Annotated in this window: 13 protein-coding genes and 1 tRNA gene; 5 read left to right on the forward strand and 9 right to left on the reverse strand. The window is 74.1% G+C overall.

The features are described from left to right. The first annotated feature begins 92 nt into the window (after positions 1-92). From ACFSJS_RS23655 to ACFSJS_RS23665, 3 genes are all read left to right on the forward strand, one after another. Positions 93-1,142, forward strand: a complete 1,050-nt coding sequence (locus tag ACFSJS_RS23655) for an SGNH/GDSL hydrolase family protein (protein ID WP_380903763.1) — start codon at positions 93-95, stop codon at positions 1,140-1,142. A 138-nt stretch (positions 1,143-1,280) separates the two neighbouring features. Next, on the forward strand, positions 1,281-2,501 hold the full coding sequence (locus ACFSJS_RS23660; protein ID WP_380903698.1) for an acetyl-CoA C-acetyltransferase: 1,221 nt from the start codon (positions 1,281-1,283) through the stop codon (positions 2,499-2,501). Between the two features lie 285 nt (positions 2,502-2,786). After that, positions 2,787-3,755: a hypothetical protein gene (locus tag ACFSJS_RS23665; protein ID WP_380903700.1), complete on the forward strand. Its 969-nt coding sequence runs from the start codon at positions 2,787-2,789 to the stop codon at positions 3,753-3,755. Here ACFSJS_RS23665 and ACFSJS_RS23670 read toward each other — a convergent pair. The 4 genes from ACFSJS_RS23670 to ACFSJS_RS23685 all read right to left on the reverse strand — a co-directional run bounded on the left by ACFSJS_RS23670 (position 3,739) and on the right by ACFSJS_RS23685 (position 7,219). Beyond that, positions 3,739-4,083, reverse strand: coding sequence for a hypothetical protein (locus ACFSJS_RS23670; protein ID WP_380903702.1), 345 nt, complete (start codon positions 4,081-4,083; stop codon positions 3,739-3,741). The genes ACFSJS_RS23665 and ACFSJS_RS23670 overlap by 17 nt on opposite strands. 251 nt (positions 4,084-4,334) lie before the next feature. Beyond that, the gene (locus ACFSJS_RS23675) at positions 4,335-5,519 is read right to left on the reverse strand and encodes a pentapeptide repeat-containing protein (RefSeq protein WP_380903704.1); all 1,185 of its coding nucleotides are present in this window, start codon (positions 5,517-5,519) and stop codon (positions 4,335-4,337) included. Between the two features lie 450 nt (positions 5,520-5,969). Beyond that, entirely contained in the window at positions 5,970-6,851 is an 882-nt protein-coding gene (locus ACFSJS_RS23680) for a Bax inhibitor-1/YccA family protein (protein ID WP_380903706.1), read from the reverse strand. A 286-nt stretch (positions 6,852-7,137) separates the two neighbouring features. Further along, positions 7,138-7,219: transfer RNA gene (locus ACFSJS_RS23685), tRNA-Leu, on the reverse strand. 374 nt (positions 7,220-7,593) lie between these two features. Here ACFSJS_RS23685 and ACFSJS_RS23690 point away from each other — a divergent pair. Further along, entirely contained in the window at positions 7,594-8,382 is a 789-nt protein-coding gene (locus ACFSJS_RS23690) for an ABC transporter ATP-binding protein (protein WP_380903708.1), read from the forward strand. A gap of 116 nt (positions 8,383-8,498) precedes the next feature. Beyond that, the gene (locus ACFSJS_RS23695; RefSeq protein WP_380903710.1) at positions 8,499-11,039 is read left to right on the forward strand and encodes an ABC transporter permease; all 2,541 of its coding nucleotides are present in this window, start codon (positions 8,499-8,501) and stop codon (positions 11,037-11,039) included. A gap of 85 nt (positions 11,040-11,124) precedes the next feature. Here the strand turns inward: ACFSJS_RS23695 and ACFSJS_RS23700 are convergent, their stop codons facing one another. From ACFSJS_RS23700 to ACFSJS_RS23720, 5 genes are all read right to left on the reverse strand, one after another. Further along, positions 11,125-12,411: a class I SAM-dependent methyltransferase gene (locus ACFSJS_RS23700; protein ID WP_380903712.1), complete on the reverse strand. Its 1,287-nt coding sequence runs from the start codon at positions 12,409-12,411 to the stop codon at positions 11,125-11,127. A 229-nt stretch (positions 12,412-12,640) separates the two neighbouring features. After that, positions 12,641-14,023: an NAD(P)/FAD-dependent oxidoreductase gene (locus ACFSJS_RS23705; RefSeq protein ID WP_380903714.1), complete on the reverse strand. Its 1,383-nt coding sequence runs from the start codon at positions 14,021-14,023 to the stop codon at positions 12,641-12,643. 500 nt (positions 14,024-14,523) lie between these two features. Beyond that, positions 14,524-15,483: a Ppx/GppA phosphatase family protein gene (locus tag ACFSJS_RS23710; protein WP_380903716.1), complete on the reverse strand. Its 960-nt coding sequence runs from the start codon at positions 15,481-15,483 to the stop codon at positions 14,524-14,526. Next, positions 15,480-16,064, reverse strand: a complete 585-nt coding sequence (locus tag ACFSJS_RS23715) for a DUF501 domain-containing protein (protein WP_380903718.1) — start codon at positions 16,062-16,064, stop codon at positions 15,480-15,482. Before ACFSJS_RS23715 ends, ACFSJS_RS23710 begins: the two co-directional genes overlap by 4 nt. A gap of 58 nt (positions 16,065-16,122) precedes the next feature. Then, a complete protein-coding gene (locus tag ACFSJS_RS23720) occupies positions 16,123-16,635 on the reverse strand; it encodes an FtsB family cell division protein (RefSeq protein ID WP_380903720.1) in 513 nt (170 codons plus the stop codon). Between the last annotated feature and the right edge of the window lie 25 nt (positions 16,636-16,660).

Raw genomic sequence — 16,660 nt, forward strand, 5'->3', positions numbered from 1 at the left:
GCGGGGTTTCGGTGGCGCGTGCGGAGCGCGCGGGAGGCCGCGTACGGGGTGCCGCGGGGCGCGGCGGATCGGAGGGCCCGGTGACCACAGCCATGTCCAGGGCGAGAGTGGCGCGCAGGATCGTGACGGCGGCGGCGTACGGGGGCGGCGGGGTGGGCCTGCTCGGCGGCGCCGCCCTCGGCCTGCTGGTGGCGCAGGCACGGCTGGCCAGGCGGCGGGTGGGCGCGTCGGGCGGGGCGCCGCCGGTGGCCGACGGGCTGTACGGCGCGGCGTTCGCCTCCGACGGGCCCGGCGCGCGGGCCGTACCGCTGCGGCTGGCGCTGCTGGGCGACTCCACCGCCGCCGGACAGGGCGTCCACCGGCCGCGGCAGACCCCCGGCGCCCTGTTGGCCGCGGGGCTGGCGGCGGTGGCGGAGCGGCCGGTGCTGCTGCGCAACGTGGCGGTGCCGGGGGCGCGCTCGGAGGACCTGGACCGCCAGGTGACGCGGCTCGTCGGCGGGGACGGCCGGGGCGGCGGGGACGGCGGCGTGCCGGACGTGTGCGCGATCATGGTCGGCGCGAACGACGTCACCGACCGCGTGCCGCCCGCCGTCTCGGTGCGGCTGCTGTCGGAAGCGGTGGCCCGGCTGCGGGCGGCCGGGTGCGAGGTCGTGGTGGGCACCTGCCCGGACCTGGGAACGGTCGAGCCGGTCTCCCCGCCGCTGCGCTGGCTGGTCCGCCGGGCCAGCCGCCAGCTCGCGGCGGCGCAGACGATCGCGGTGGTGGAGCGGGGCGGCCGCACCGTCTCGCTGGGCGACCTGCTGGGCCCGGAGTTCGAGGCGAACCCCAGGGAGCTGTTCGGCCCGGACAGCTACCACCCCTCGGCGGAGGGGTACGCGACGGCCGCCATGGCCTTCCTCCCCGCGCTCTGCGCCGCGCTGGGCCTGTGGCCGCAGGACGGGCGCACCGGTGCGGCCCGCGAGGACCTCCTCCCGGTCGACCGGGCCGCCGCGGTGGCCGCGGGCGAGGGCGGTACGGAGGTCTCGGGAGCGCGCGGTCCCTGGGTGCTGCTCAGGCGCCGTCGGCGGCGGCCGCGGACCGGCCCGGCGGGCGTCCTGCCGGAGGCCGTGCCGGGCACCGCCGCGGAGGCCGCCCGCCGGTGAGGCGCACCGCCCCGCCCCTACTGAGCAAGCGCTTAGAAAAGAGGCCGGGATCACACGTGGCGGGACGTGACCGACGCCCTACGGAACGGTAGTTTCCAAGCATCCACCGCCCCTCCACCCTCGTCCCCGGGAGCCGTGATGCCCGAAGCCGTGATCGTGTCCGCAGCCCGTTCGCCGATCGGCCGCGCCTTCAAGGGCTCGCTCAAGGACGTCCGCCCGGACGACCTGACCGCCGCGGTCGTCCGGGCCGCGCTCGACAAGGTCCCGCAGCTGGACCCGACCGAGATCGACGACCTGATGCTGGGCTGCGGCCTGCCCGGCGGCGAGCAGGGCCACAACCTCGGCCGGGTCGTCGCCGTGCAGCTGGGGATGGACCACCTGCCGGGCTGCACCGTCACCCGCTACTGCTCCTCCTCGCTGCAGACCACGCGCATGGCGCTGCACGCCATCAAGGCCGGCGAGGGCGACGTGTTCGTCTCGGCCGGCGTCGAGACGGTCTCCCGCTCGGTCAAGGGCACCTCCGACGGCCTGCCCGACACCCACAACCCGCTCTTCGCCGACGCCGAGGCCCGCACCGCCGCCCGCGCGGAGAAGGGCGGCGAGGGCTGGCACGACCCGCGCGAGGACGGCGAACTGCCCGACGTCTACATCGCCATGGGCCAGACCGCCGAGAACCTGGCCCGCCTCAAGGGCGTCACCCGCCAGGAGATGGACGAGTTCGGCGTGCGGTCGCAGAACCTCGCCGAGAAGGCCATCGCCGAGGGCTTCTGGGAGCGCGAGATCACCCCGGTCACCCTGCCCGACGGCACCGTGGTCGCCAAGGACGACGGCCCCCGCGCGGGCGTGACCATGGAGGGCGTGCAGGGCCTCAAGCCCGTCTTCCGCCCCGACGGACTGGTGACCGCGGGCAACTGCTGCCCGCTCAACGACGGTGCCGCCGCGCTGGTCGTCATGTCCGACACCAAGGCGCGCGAGCTGGGCATCACCCCGCTGGCCCGCATCGTCTCCACCGGCGTCTCCGGCCTGTCGCCCGAGATCATGGGCCTGGGCCCGGTCGAGGCGTCCCGCCGGGCGCTGAAGCTGGCGGGCATGACCATCGGCGACATCGACCTGGTGGAGATCAACGAGGCGTTCGCCGCCCAGGTCATCCCCTCCTACCGCGACCTGGGCATCGACCTGGACAAGCTGAACGTCAACGGCGGCGCCATCGCCGTCGGGCACCCCTTCGGCATGACCGGCGCCCGGATCACCACCACGCTCATCAACTCCCTCCAGTGGCACGACAAGCAGTTCGGCCTGGAGACGATGTGCGTCGGCGGCGGCCAGGGCATGGCCATGGTCATCGAGCGCCTGAGCTGAACTCCCGCGGCACAGCGGCACGTTCCGCCGGTGTGGCGCACATCACCGGCCGGCGCCTCGGATGTGACCCGGAACACCCCCGATGCACCGGTGAGACCGAAGAGCCCCCAGGATGTGATCAATGTCCTGGGGGCTCGGCGTCTTCCCTGCTCACAGGGGGAACGCTGGTCCGCACGGGCTGCCGCGGGAGCCCTTTCGGGGGTGCGGGTCCCGGCGTTCGACAGGAGATTCCCGGCGGGCTGCGGTAGGAATTCAGAGGTCGGAGTTCCAACCGGGAGTACGTCAGTGAGCGCCATATCCCTCATCCTGCTGCTGGCCGCCGCCGTCGCCACGGTCCTGGGCGGCGCCGCCCTGCACACCGCGCGCGGGCTGCGCCGCCAGCTCACCGAGCTGCGCGTGCAGCTCGCCGCGGCCGAGGCGCGCGGTGCCCTGGCCCACGCCTCCGTCCCCGCCCCCCGCACCGCCCCGGACGCCGACGAGATCCGCTCCGCCGTCGCCGACGCCCTCGCCGAGGAGCGCGAGCGCGAACTGGCCGAGGCCCGCGCGTTCTGGGCGGCCCAGGAGGCGCGCGACGCGCGCGCCGACCAGGTGCTGCTGGAGGGGCGCGGCGCCGAGTACGAGGGGGCCGGGCTGGACTCGGCGCTGCTGGACGCGCTGCTGGAGCGCACCCTGGGCGGCGTGCACGAGGGCGAGCTGTTCGTGCCGCGCCCGTCGGACCGGGACCTGCCGCGGACCGCCGCGCCCCGGGAGACCGGCGCGGAGGCCGGCGGCGCGCCCGGAGCGGCCGGGGAGCCCGGTACGGGCGCCCCCGGCGAGGCTCCCCCCGCGGACCCGGCCCGCGGGGCTGAGGGGACCGCGGACGACTCCCCCGAACTGGCCGCCGCCCGCCGCCGCCACCCCTCGCAGTCCGGTTACGACCTCAGGGGCGAGCCCGTCGCCCCCGCGCCGCCGCCCGCGGACCACGAGGAGACCCACCGGCGCCTGTCGGAGCTGGCCGATTCCCGCACCCCGCTGACCGACGTGCGCCCCGGCCCGCTGGGCACGCTGGATGTCTACGTCTTCGCCGACGGCACCACCGTCTGCATGACGCCCGGCCACCGCGAGACCGCCGAGCGGCTCGCCGCCGCGCTGCGCGCGGGCACCGCGCCGGTGCTGCTGGGCGGTTCGGGGGTCTCCGGGGCCTACACCCTGACCTTCGAGTGCGGCCGGGAGAGCGTCTACGTCCTGGCCGACCGGATCATCGCCTCGCTGTGAGGGCCCGGCTCTCGGCGGCCTCCACCAGCGCCACGGCCTCCGCCAGCGCCTTCGGCCCCGCGCCGGGGGCGCCGCCGGCCGTGCGCAGCGCCTCCGCCAGGTCGTGACCGGCCACGGCGAGCTGGTCGCCGACGGCGAAGATCCCCGCGTCGGGCAGCTCGGCGGGCGCCCGGCCGGGGAACTCGATCCGCTGGGCGCGGCCGGCCAGCTCCCGGGCCAGCCCCAGCCCCTCCGCCGCGGCGCCCCGTACCAGGGCGCTCTGCGGCATGGCGCGCAGCCGGTCGGCGAAGCGGTCCACGGCGGTCAGCAGGGGGGTCACGTCGAGCACCCCGCAACCCTATGCGCAGCCTGCGCGGGGCCGCCAGGGACCCGGCCCGGCACCCCGGCCCGTCATCTGGGGGTAAAGGCGTGTTTGCGCGCGTCAGGGCAGTGATCCGCCTGTCAGGCATGTAAGGCAGGGGCCGGGAAGCGTCACGGTCGTGACGCTTCCCGGCCCCTGTCCGAACTACCTGGATGGCGACCCCACCGGGGCCATGGCCCGGATGCCGTCGTTACGTTCGAAGGGGCGGTGCACTACCACTACTCCACGCCGTCCAGGTACGCGCCGTCCAGGTTCTTCGCGCCGTTCAGGTTCGCGCGTTCCAGGTTCTTCGCGCCGTTCAGGTACGCGCCGTCCAGGTCCGCGCCGGTCAGATTCGCACCGTCCAGGTCCGCGCCGTCCAGGTTCGCGAAGCTCAGGTCCGCGTCGGACAGGTTCGCACCGGTCAGATCCGCGCCGTCCAGGTTCGCGAAGCTCAGATTCGCGTCGGTCAGGTTCGCACCGTCCAGGTCCGCGCCGGGCAGATTCGCGTCGGTCAGGTACGCGTCGGACAGGTTCGCGCCGGTCAGGTACGCGTCGGACAGGTACGCGTCGGACAGGTTCGCGCCGGTCAGGTCCGCGCCGAACAGGTCCGCGCCGGTCAGGTCCACGTCGAACAGGTCCGCGCCGAACAGGTCCGCGCCGAACAGGTCCACGTCGAACAGGTCCGCGCCGGGCAGGTCCGCGAAGCTCAGATTCGCGCCGCGCAGGACCGCGCCGGTCAAGTTCGCGTCGGTCAGGTTCGCGTCGGTCAGGTCCACGTCGAACAGTTTCGCGCCGCGCAGGTCCGCACCGCGCAGGTCTGTGCGGGCGGTGCTGTCATGGGTGGGGTTCCGGCTGCCGAGTGCGGTGAGGGCCGCCTGGATGTCGCTGGTCGGCTCCGTGGGTCCGTCTGTTCCTTGTTCGGGTTTCTTGGCGTGGTTGCGGATGTAGGTGGACAGGACGTTGATGATGGAGGGCTGGTCGCGGGGGGAGTCCTCCATGATGCGCTGCAGGGCGTAGATGCCGCCCAGGCGCACCTCCAGGGAGTCGTCGCCGATGTTGCCGACGGCGGCGTTGTAGCGGTCGGTGACCTGCCCTTCGCGGGTGAGGCCGTGCTCGTTGCGGATGAGGGCCTGTTCGTTGTCGACCTGCTGGAGCGACAGCCAGGTGAAGGCGATCACGGCGAGGGTGCCCAGGGCGGCCAGGGTGCCCGCGGCCTGCTGAAGGCGCGTCCACCGGTCCGTCGGTGCGGCGACCACCAGCTGCGGGGTAGAGGGCGTGGGCGCGGGGGTGCGGCGGCGGCGCCTTGGTGGGCGGGAGCCGATCGGGGCGGGCGCGCGGCGGGGCGCGGTCCGGGTGCGGCGGCGGGCGACGCGCTGCAGACGGGCGGCGCGGCCGGAGCGGCGGGACGGTGTGGTGGCCATGAGGACGTTGATACGGGCGGCAGGCGGCCGGTGCGCCAGGTGTTGCGAAGCTGTAGCAGTGCGTGAGCGAACGGAGTGGAGATCGGCGCCCAGCCGTACCTGGCGGGCCGCCCTTCCCCGGGAGTCGCTCCCCCTTCCGCATGCAGCGTGGAGGCGAGCGCGACGGCCTCCACCGCAGCGGGTGCGGCACACCGTGGCTCACCTGGCCAACATGCCTCGACAGCACCCGGATACGTGTGAGGCACATACGAGGTGAAGGCACCTGCCTCACATGCCTGAAGCCTTCCGGCGACCCCAGATAACGGCCCCCTCCTCCGCCCCCGGCCGCCCCGCGCGCGGGGACGGCCGTCGCACACGCCGGAGGGCCCCGGGGCACGAAGCCCCGGGGCCCTCCACCGCTCTGCGCGCCGTCCCGCCCCCGGCGGGAGGGGACGGCCGTTCAGCCGCCGGTCAGTCGCTGCTCTGCAGGATCGCGACCAGGCGCAGGAACTCCAGGTAGATCCAGACCAGGGTCAGGGTCAGACCGAAGGCGGCCAGCCAGGACTCCTCACGCGGAGCCCCGTAGGCGACGCCGTCCTCGACCTGCTTGAAGTCCAGCGCCAGGAACGCGGCACCGAGCACGATGCCCAGGACACCGAACAGGATGCCCAGGCCGCCGCTGCGGAAGCCGAGGCCGTCACCGCCGCCGAAGACGGCGAACAGCAGGTTGATGCCCATCAGCAGCACGAAGCCGATGGCGGCGGCCATCACGAAGCGGTAGAAGCGCCGCGTGACGCGGATGATGCGGGCCTTGTACATGAACAGCACGGCGGCGAAGACCGCCATGGTGCCCAGCACGGCCTGCATCGCCGCGCCGCTGGCGATCCGGCTGTCGACGAAGTTGCTGATCGCGCCGAGGAAGAGGCCCTCGAAGGCCGCGTAGGCCAGGATCAGCGGGGGCGATGCCTTGCGCTTGAAGGACTGCACCAGGCCCAGGACCAGCGCGATCAGCATCGCGCCGAGGGCCAGGCCGAGCGACAGGTCCGTCACCCAGGCGACCGTCGCCATGGCGACGACCAGCCCCACCGTCATCGCCGTCCGGGCGACGACGTCGTCCATCGTCATCCGGTCCGTGCGGGCGGGAGCGGCCGGCGGGAAGCCCTGGGGCTGTCCGGCGGTCTGAGGCTGGGCGTACGGGTTGGTGGCGTACGGGTTGGCGGGCTGGGCGCCGGTGGCGTACGGGTTGGCCGCGTACGGGTTCCCGGCCTGCGGCTGCTGCGTGGCGTCGAAGCCTGCGTAGCCGCCGTCTCGGCTGAATCCCCGTCGCGAGAAGACCGGGTTGCTGCTCCTCATCTCACTCCTCCATGGCCGCACCGCGCGGCCCTTCCTCAAGAGTAATGCTTTAGCAAAGACCGCACGGTAGTGCACTGGCAACAACGAAGGAAGGAATCGTGATTGTTCCGGTACCCGGCGCCGGACCGCCGACACCCGCCGGAGGCGGTGCCGGTGCGCCGGGATCCGGCCGGGGCGGGACGCCCGCGGGGACCGGGGGGCGGGCCGGAGGGGACGGGCCGGGACGGCCGGCGGCGGTGCAGCGGCCCCGCAGCTCGTCGGGGGCGCCGGCCGGGGGACGCCGGCGTGCCCGGAGCCGGATTCGAACCGGCACGGCCTGTAGGCCAACGAGGTTTAAGCTCGTCGTGTCTGCATTCCACCATCCGGGCACCGGCTCTCGGACCGTATGGCTGGCTACGGCCCTCCCCAGGACGCTCAACGAGCCTATCGGGGGCGCCTGCCCGGGCAACGGGGTCCTGGGCTCAAGTTGTCTGATTTTATTGGCAACTGATCCCGCATCAGCGGCGCGCGCCCCTCTTCGGAGCAGATCAGCCACTCTCCCAGAGCCACCAGGAATGACGGAAAGTCGCTGCCCAGCCACGGGACGGCATCAGGGTGGTGCCTCATCCTCAGGGATGACGGGCGACCCCCGCCTCCCTCCGCAGGCGCCCTCGAAGACCGGAGCGGGGGCGGACGCGGGTGGCCGATTTCGCACGGACGATGGACGGGAACCGTCAAGCAGCCGTGACAGGAGCAGCCTCCCGTGACCACCAGCACCCGCCCCGCCTCCACCGCGCACTCCGCGTCCTCCGGCACCGCGGCCGCCCGTGCCGTCGACCTGAGCAAGGTCTACGGGCAGGGCGAGACGAAGGTGGTCGCCCTGGACGCGGTCTCCGTGGAGTTCCGGCAGGGACAGTTCACCGCGATCATGGGGCCCTCGGGCTCCGGCAAGTCCACGCTGATGCACTGCATGGCGGGGCTGGACTCCTTCACGAGCGGCTCGGCCTGGATCGGCGGCACCGAGCTGTCCTCGCTGAAGGAGAAGAAGCTCACGCAGTTGCGCCGGGACAAGATCGGCTTCATCTTCCAGGCGTTCAACCTGCTGCCGACGCTCAACGCCCTGGAGAACATCACGCTGCCGATGGACATCGCCGGCCGGAAACCGGACCGGGAGTGGCTGGACAGGGTCGTGGAGACCGTCGGCCTGTCCGGGCGGCTCAAGCACCGGCCCAACCAGCTCTCCGGCGGGCAGCAGCAGCGCGTCGCGGTCGCCCGCGCCCTGGCCGCCCGCCCCGAGATCATCTTCGGCGACGAGCCCACCGGCAACCTCGACTCCCGCGCCGGCGCCGAGGTCCTGGGCTTCCTGCGCAACTCGGTGCGGGAGCTGGGCCAGACGGTCGTGATGGTGACCCACGACCCGGTGGCCGCCTCGTACGCCGACCGGGTCGTCTTCCTCGCCGACGGCCGGATCGTCCACGACATGGCCGACCCCACCGCCGAGGGCGTCCTCGACCGGATGAAGGCCTTCGACGCGCGGGGCCGCACGAGCTGAGACCGCGCCCGGACGCGGCTCCGCCCGCCTCCGGCACGCCGCCCGGCCACCGTCCCGCCGTCCGCCCGGCGCCGCCCGAAGCCGCGCCGCCCAACGACCCCAGGACCACCACACCCATGTTCCGTACCGCCCTGCGCAACGTGCTCGCGCACAAGGCCAGACTGCTGATGACCACGCTCGCCGTCATGCTCGGCGTGGCGTTCGTCTCCGGCACCCTGGTCTTCACCTCCACCCTCTCCGACGCCTACGCCAAGAGCTCCGCCAAGGGCTTCGAGGGCGTCGACGTCGCCATCCGCCCCGGCCACACCGGCGACCGGTCGGAAATCGACCCGGGCGGCGTCCCCGACCTCCCCCGGGAACTGCTGGAGCGGCTGCGCCGGGTGCCCGGCGTCGAGTCCGCCACCGGGGCCGTCTCCGGCTTCGCCGCCCTCGCCGACAAGGACGGCGGGCTGGTCGGCCAGGGCTGGTCCACCCAGGGCGGCAACTACGACACCGGCCCGGACGGAACGGGGCGGGACCCCCGCTACGACCTGCGGGACGGCCGCGCCCCGCAGCGCTCCGGCGAGGTCGCGCTGGACGCGAGGACCGCCGAGCGCACCGGCTACGGCGTCGGCGACACCGTGCGGATGTCCGTCAACGGCCCGGTCCGTGAGGAGAGGGTCGTCGGCGTCTTCGACACCGACGACGGCGGCGTCGCCGCGGGCGGCACCCTCGTGCTGTTCGACACCGCCACCGCGCAGGAGCTGTTCTCCCAGCCCGGCCGGTACAGCGAGATCGTCCTGACGGCCGCCGGCGGCGTGGGCCAGCGGGAGCTGGAGCGGCGCGTCGAGGAGGTGCTGCCCGAGCAGACCGTCGCCACCACCGGCGCGGAGCTGGCCGACGAGCAGGCCCGCATGACCGAGCGGAGCATGGACGGCATGCGCACCGGGCTGCTGGTCTTCGCCGGGATCGCGCTGTTCGTGGGCGTCTTCATCATCGCCAACACCTTCACCATGCTGGTCGCCCAGCGCACCAGGGAGCTGGCGCTGCTGCGCGCGGTCGGCGCGAGCCGCCGCCAGGTGACCCGCTCGGTGCTGGTGGAGGCCCTGGTCGTCGGCGCGATCGCGGCGCTGGTCGGTCTGCTGGCGGGCATCGGGATCGGCGCCGGCATGCGGTCGCTGATGGGTTCCCTCGACGCCACCGTGCCGGACGGGCCGCTGGTCGTGGCGCCGTCCACCGTGATCGCCTCCCTGGTCGTCGGCGTCGGCGTCACCGTCGTCGCGGCCTGGCTGCCCGCCCGCCGCGCCGCCAAGGTCCCGCCGGTCGCCGCCATGGGCAGCGTCCACGCCCCCGCCACCTCCCGCGGCCTGCTCGTCCGCAACACCATCGGCGCCCTGCTGTCCGGTGCCGGCATCGCGCTGGTGCTGTACGCCACCGGCCTGGAGGACGGCGAGATGCCGATGGGCGCGGGCGCCGGGCTGCTGGTGATCGGCGTGTTCGTGCTGACCCCGCTGCTGTCCCGCCCGGTCGTCGGAGCGGCGGCGCCCGTACTGCGCGCCTTCGGGGTCTCGGGCAAGCTGGCCCGGCAGAACGCGGTGCGCAACCCGCGCCGCACCGCCGCCACCGCCGCCGCGCTGATGATCGGCCTCACCCTGATCACCGGCATGACCGTGATCGCGGGCAGTGTCCAGAAGGGCATCGACAAGATGGCCACGGAGGCGATCGAGGCCGACTACACCGTCTCGATGGCCAACTACCTCCCCCTCTCCCCCGAGGTCGAACGGGCCCTGGAGAAGGAGGAGCAGGTCACGGCCCTCAGCCCGCTGCGCAACTCCGCGTCCCGGATCGACGGCGACTACGAGCCGCTCACCGGCGTCGACGCCGAGGCCCTCGACGAGCTGCTCGAACTCGACTTCACCCAGGGATCGTTCGCCGGCCTGGGCGGCGAGAGGGTCATCGTGGACACCGCCACCGCCGAGGCGCACGGCTGGAAGGCCGGCTCCTCCTTCGAGGTGGTCTACGAGGACGGCGAGCGCGGCGAGCTGACCGTCTCGGGCGTCTACGAGGGCAACGAGATGATCCGCGGGATCATGCTCGACACCGCCACCCTCGACCCGCACCTGGAGCAGGTCACCAGCATGCAGGTGATGCTGAAGACCGCCGGCGGGGCGAGCGAGTCGGTGAAGTCCTCGCTGGAGGAGGCGCTCGGCGACAACCCGGCGATCCTCGTCCAGGACAAGGAGGACCTGTCCGAGTCCATCGCCCGGATGTTCACGATGATGCTGAACATGCTCTACGGGCTGCTGGCCATGGCCGTGATCGTCGCGGTGCTGGGCGTGGTCAACACCCTGGCCATGTCGGTCTTCGAGCGGTCGCAGGAGATCGGGATGCTGCGCGCGATCGGCCTGGACCGGCGCGGCACCAAGCGGATGGTCCGGCTGGAGTCGCTGGTGATCTCCCTGTTCGGCGGGGTGCTCGGCATCGGCCTGGGCGTCTTCTTCGGCTGGGCCGCCGGCGAGCTGATCTCCGGCTCGCTGGCCACCTACGAACTGGTGCTGCCCTGGGGCCGGATGGGCGTCTTCCTCGCCATGGCGGCGCTGGTGGGCGTGCTGGCCGCGCTGTGGCCCGCGCGCCGGGCCGCCCGGCTCGACATGCTGGAGGCCATCAAGACCGAGTGACCGGTGTGCTCCGGCACGGTGCGGGGCCCGGACCGTCCGGCGGTCCGGGCCCCCGCGCGTGGAGCGCCCCCGCCGCCCCCGCCGCCTACCGCCAGTCGCGGGTGCGCAGCGGGAGGCCGGAGGCGCCGCCGTCCCGGGTGCGCACGGCCAGGACCTGGTTGACGCCGATGCGGTTGCGCTCGAACGCGAGCGCCGAGGCGGCCATGTACAGCCGCCACACCCGGGCCCGGCCCGGGCCGGCCAGCCGCGCCGCGCCGGGCAGGTCGGACTCCAGGTTGGCCACCCAGCGGCGCAGGGTCAGCGCGTAGTGCTCCCGGATGGACTCCAGGTCGCGCACCTCGAAGCCGGCCTCCTCCAGGATCGTCACCGTGTGCCCCACGGGAGCGAGTTCGCCGTCGGGGAAGACGTAGGCGTCGATGAACGGATCGGCCCGGTGCGTCTCCCCGCTCCCCTCGGGGCGCCGGGCGATCTGGTGGTTGAGCAGCCGCCCGCCGGGCCGCAGCAGGGCGTACAGCCGGTCCGCGTACAGCCGGTAGCGCACCGCGCCGACGTGCTCGGCCATGCCGACCGAGGCGATGGCGTCGTAGGGCCCGTCGTCGACGTGGCGGTAGTCCTGGACGCGGATGTCGACGCGGTCGGTGAGCCCGGCCTCGGCGACGCGCTTGCGGGCGTACCCGGCCTGCTCCCGGGAGAGCGTGACGCCGGTGACCCGCGCCCCGTACTCGCGGGCGGCGTGCACCGCCAGCGCGCCCCAGCCGCACCCGACGTCCAGCAGCCGCGTGCCGCCTCTCAGCCCCAGCTTGCGGCAGACCAGGTCGAGCTTGGCCCGCTGGGCCTCCTCCAGCGTGGTGGCGGTGCCGCCCTCCCCGTCCCAGTAGGCGCACGAGTAGACCATGGACGGGCCGAGCACCAGGGCGTAGAACTCGTTGCCGACGTCGTAGTGGTGGCTGATCGCGCGCCGGTCGCGGTGGAGGGTGTGGCGCAGCCCGGTGCGGCCGCGGACCTCCTCGCGCGGCGGGGGCGGCGGGGGCAGCGGCCCGGCGAGGGCGAGGAGTTCACGGCCGAGCCGGAGCCGTTCCGCCCGGGGCGGGGCGGGCGCGCCGTCCCGCTCCCACACCAGCGGGGCGAGCCGCTCCAGGGCCTCGTACAGATCGCCCTCGACGTCGACCTCCCCGGCCACCCAGGCACGGGCCAGGCCGAGTTCCCCCGGTTTCCACAGCAGCCGGCGCAGCGCGCGCCGGTGCCGTACGACGACGGTGGGCGCTCCCGGGGGGCCGGCCTGGCTGCCGTCCCACGCCCTCACCCGTACGGGCAGGGGCACTCCCAGCGCGCTCTCGATGGATCCGACGAGCCGTGCAGCGGCCTGGGCCATGTTCGTCCGCCTTCCGTGGGAACCGGTGCTCCTTCCTCACCACCGATGCATCCCCCGGCAGGCCCGCCGTCCATGCCTGCGCCGGCCCGGTCGCCCGGTGGGGCCGGGACGCGCGAAGGGGCGCCCGCCCCCCGGGTGGGGAGGGCGGGCGCCCCTTCGCGTGTCCCTGTCGCGCGGGCCGGCGCGGGCGGGAAGCCGCGTGCGGACGGCGGCCGTCGGGCCGCCCGTCTCAGGAGGCCTTGGCCTTCTGGCGGGACTCCTGGGCGGCCGCGGAGACCGGGGCCGCCGCCTCGTAGAACTCCTCGCGGGGGTTCTCCATGGCGCCGAGCGAGACGACCTCGCGCTTGAGGAACATCCCGAGCGTCCAGTCGGCGAAGACCCGGATCTTGCGGTTCCAGGTGGGCACCGCCATGCCGTGGTAGCCGCGGTGCATGTACCAGGCCAGGCGGCCCTTGAGCTTGAGCTTGATCCTCTTGCCCAGGACGATCATCGCGACGCCCTTGTGGAGGCCGAGGCCGGCGACCGCGCCCTTGTTGGCGTGGCGGTACTCGGTCTGCGGGAAGCCCCGCATGCCCGAGATCACGTTGTCGCCGAGCACCTTGGCCTGGCGCAGGGCGTGCTGCGCGTTCGGCGGGCACCAGGCGTTCTCGTTGCCCGCCTCGCGGCCGACGAGGTCCGGGACCTGGGCGTTGTCGCCCGCGGCCCAGATGTAGTCGGTGCCCTTGACCTGGAGCGTCGCCTCGGTGTCCACGTGGCCGCGGGGGCCGAGCGGCAGGCCGTAGCGGGCCAGTGCCGGGTTCGGCTTGACGCCGGCCGTCCACACGATGGTGTCGGAGTCCACCTCGAGGCCGTTCTTGAGCACCACGTGGCCGTCGACGCAGGACTCCATCGACGTGGACAGGTAGACCTCGACACCCCGCTTCTGGAGGTGCTCCAGGCCCCACTTGCCGAGCTCGGGACCGACCTCGGGAAGGATCTTGTCCGCGGCGTCGACGAGGATGAAGCGCATGTCCTCGCGGCGGACGTTGGTGTAGTACTTGCACGCGTCGCGCGCCATGTCCTCGACCTCGCCGATGGTCTCGGCACCGGCGAAGCCGCCGCCGACGAAGACGAAGGTCAGGGCCCGGCGGCGGACGGCCTCGTCGTTCGTGGAGTCGGCCTTGTCGAGCTGCTCCAGGACGTGGTTGCGCAGGCCGATGGCCTCCTCGATGCCCTTCATGCCGATGCCGTTCTCGGCCAGGCCGGGGATCGGGAAGGTGCGGGAGACGGCGCCGAGCGCGACGACCAGGTAGTCGAAGGGCAGCTCGTAGGCGTCGCCCACCAGCGGCGCGACCGTGGCGACCTTGCGGTCCTGGTCGATGCCGGTGACGCGCCCGGTGAGGACCTCCGCCTTGGGGAGCACGCGCCGCAGCGGGACGACGACGTGGCGCGGGGAGATGGAGCCGGCGGCTGCTTCCGGCAGGAAGGGCTGGTACGTCATGTACGAGCGCGGGTCGACGACGGTGACGGTCGCCTCGCCGTACCGCATCTTCTTGAGGATGCGGCGCGCTGCGTACAGACCGACGTACCCGCCACCCACTACGAGGATTCGCGGACGCTCCGTGGTGCTCATGCCATCGAGTATCCCCCGCCGTTCGGAGCAGGGCTCGTGAGGGTCTTCACAAGCACCCAACCCGCTTCTGCTACACTCCGCCGACCCGTGACCGGAGCCACACCCCCCGCGGGGAACCCAGGACCCTCACGGCACGTTGCACACCCCTTGTGAGCTGGGGCATTCCCCCCGCAGCGGAGCCGTCGCGGATTCCACGGCCCGCCAAGGGCGCACCCGGCTGCCGCCGAGGGGGCGGGGCGTCCCGGTGCACGGATCCCCGGAATCCCTGCTACCGGCGCGTAACTTCGGTCGCCTGCGCGCTTTTCCTTGTGAAGAACTTCACGAACCTTTTCGCCGGGTGGCTGCGGAGCGGCGTGTTCCGCCCGGTCCGCACCCTCCGGACCCCCTTCCACCAGCGGGCGGACCCCCCGCGGCGCGCGCGTCCGCCACCGCCCGGAGAACCGCCCCGGGGACCCGGGCCCGTCCGGCGCGCGGACGGGCCCGGGTGGTTCCCGCGCCCGTCACGCCCTCTCGAGCACGCTCCAGGCGATGCCGTCGAGGATGTCGTGCTCGCTGACGACGACCTCCCGCGCCCCGGTGCGCTCCATGACCGCCAGCAGGACGAGGGCGCCGGCGCCGATCACGTCCACCCGGCCCGGGTGCATCACGGGGAGCGCGGCGCGCTCCTCGTGCGTGGAGGTCAGCAGGCGCTCGGTGACGGCGGCGACCTGCCCGGCGGTGATCCGGGAGTGGTGGATGGCCCGGGAGTCGTACGCGGGCAGCTCCAGCGCGATGCCGGCGACGGTGGTGACCGAGCCCGCCAGCCCCACCAGCGTCCGGGCCCCGGACAGCGGGACGGTCTCCCCGGCCAGGTCCAGCGCGGCGTCGGCGTCCGCCCTCATCGCGGCGACCTGCCCGGCGGTGGGGGGGTCGGCGATCCTCCCGTCGCGCAGCAGGTGACGCTCGGTCAGCCGGACGCAGCCGACGTCCACGCTGCGGGCGGCCCGCACCGTGTCGTCGCCCACCACCAGCTCGGTGGAACCGCCGCCGATGTCCACCACCAGGTAGGGCCCGGGCACGTGCTCGTGGCCGGCCAGTTCGCGGGTGGCGCCGGTGAAGGAGAGCCGGGCCTCCTCGTCGCCGGTGACGACCTCCGGCTCCACGCCCAGGATGTCCACCACGCCGCGCACGAAGTCGTCCCGGTTCTCGGCGTCGCGCGAGGCCGAGGTGGCCACGAACCGCGTGTGCTCGGGGGTGACGCCCAGTTCGCGGAGCACCCCGGCGTACTCGCGGCACGCCGCGAAGGTCCGCTCCAGCGCCTCGGGGGCGAGCCGCCCGGTGCGGTCGACGCCCTGCCCGAGGCGGACGATCCGCATGCGGCGGTCGAGTTCGGCCGGCTCGCCGCCGGCCGGGTCGAGGTCGGCGACGAGCAGCCGGATGGAATTGGTGCCGCAGTCGACGGCGGCGACCCGTGTCGTCATTCCGCGTCCTCCTGTTCCCCGGCGCGCCCGTCCGGCCCGCCGGCTCCGTCGGTCCCCCCGGCCGGCTCGCCCGGGCACACGCACGGCCCCTTGCGCCACCACTCGGGCAGCATGCCGATCGCCTCGTCCCCCAGCGGGTTGACGCCGGGTCCGGCGGCCAGCGAGTGGGCCACCAGCACGTGCAGGCACTTCACCCGGTCGGGCATCCCGCCCGCGCTGGGGAAGCCCTCCAGCACCTCGATCGCGTCGCGGCGGGCGATGTAGTCCTCGTGCGCCCGGCGGTAGGCGGCGGCCAGCTCCGGGTCCGTCCGCAGCCGCTCGGTCATCTCCCTCATCACGCCCTCGGCCTCCAGGGTGCCGATGGCGGAGGCCGCGCGGGGGCAGGTGAGGTAGTACGTCGTCGGGAAGGGCGTGCCGTCCTCCAGCCGCGGCGCGGTCTCCACCACGTCGGGCAGCCCGCACGGGCAGCGGTGCGCGATGGCGCGCAGACCGCGGGGCGGGCGGCCGAGCTGCTGCCTGAACGCCTCGACGTCCGCGTCGGTGGGCTCGGTGGGTTCGGTGGAGGGAGGGGGCGTGTCCATGGCGTCCTAGGGTGCTTCGAGGGTGTCGGGGGCCGGGCGCGCGGGGCGCGGCACCGGTTCAGGGGTGCTGGTCGGCCGCGTCCACGCCGTCCCACAGGTGCCGGTACCAGGAGCGGTCGGCGGGACCGGGGGCGGTGGGGCGCCCGGAGCGGGACGCGCCGCCGGCGCCCCCGTCCGCGCCGCGGCCGACCGCGCCCTCGGGGAGCAGGTAGCCGACCTCGCCGGGGCGGACGTACAGCAGGTGCTCGCGGGCCATCCGCTCGACGTAGGCCGGATCCTGCCAGCGGGCCTTCTCGTCGCGCTTGTCCTCGACCCGCTTCCGCAACTCCTCGACCAGGCGCCGCTGCTCGGCGATCTCCGCCCGCTGCGAGAGGTACTGGCGCGTCGGGTAGGCCAGGGCGACCACCAGCGAGCACAGCACGAGGACGAGCAGCGCCGCCCGCCCGGTGAGCCGGCTGCGGCGGGGGCTGCGCATCCGGCGGCTCTGCGCGCGGTAGACGCGCTCCGCCGCCTGTGTGCCCAGCGCCCTGAGCCTGGTCGCGGTGGAGAACCTGTCCCGGTCCGCGGCCACCTCGCCTCCCCTGCCGTTCGCCCTG

Origin of the sequence: Streptomyces desertarenae (assembly GCF_042681365.1) — a bacterium.
Classification (GTDB): domain Bacteria; phylum Actinomycetota; class Actinomycetes; order Streptomycetales; family Streptomycetaceae; genus Streptomyces; species Streptomyces desertarenae.

Coding starts and splice junctions, on each gene's coding strand:
- ACFSJS_RS23680 (WP_380903706.1), bottom strand. CDS start 6,851: ATGAGGAGCAGCAACCCGGTCTTCTCGCGACGGGGATTCAGCCGAGAC.
- ACFSJS_RS23695 (WP_380903710.1), top strand. CDS start 8,499: ATGTTCCGTACCGCCCTGCGCAACGTGCTCGCGCACAAGGCCAGACTG.
- ACFSJS_RS23710 (WP_380903716.1), bottom strand. CDS start 15,483: ATGACGACACGGGTCGCCGCCGTCGACTGCGGCACCAATTCCATCCGG.
- ACFSJS_RS23715 (WP_380903718.1), bottom strand. CDS start 16,064: ATGGACACGCCCCCTCCCTCCACCGAACCCACCGAGCCCACCGACGCG.
- ACFSJS_RS23705 (WP_380903714.1), bottom strand. CDS start 14,023: ATGAGCACCACGGAGCGTCCGCGAATCCTCGTAGTGGGTGGCGGGTAC.
- ACFSJS_RS23700 (WP_380903712.1), bottom strand. CDS start 12,411: ATGGCCCAGGCCGCTGCACGGCTCGTCGGATCCATCGAGAGCGCGCTG.
- ACFSJS_RS23655 (WP_380903763.1), top strand. CDS start 93: ATGTCCAGGGCGAGAGTGGCGCGCAGGATCGTGACGGCGGCGGCGTAC.
- ACFSJS_RS23675 (WP_380903704.1), bottom strand. CDS start 5,519: ATGGCCACCACACCGTCCCGCCGCTCCGGCCGCGCCGCCCGTCTGCAG.
- ACFSJS_RS23660 (WP_380903698.1), top strand. CDS start 1,281: ATGCCCGAAGCCGTGATCGTGTCCGCAGCCCGTTCGCCGATCGGCCGC.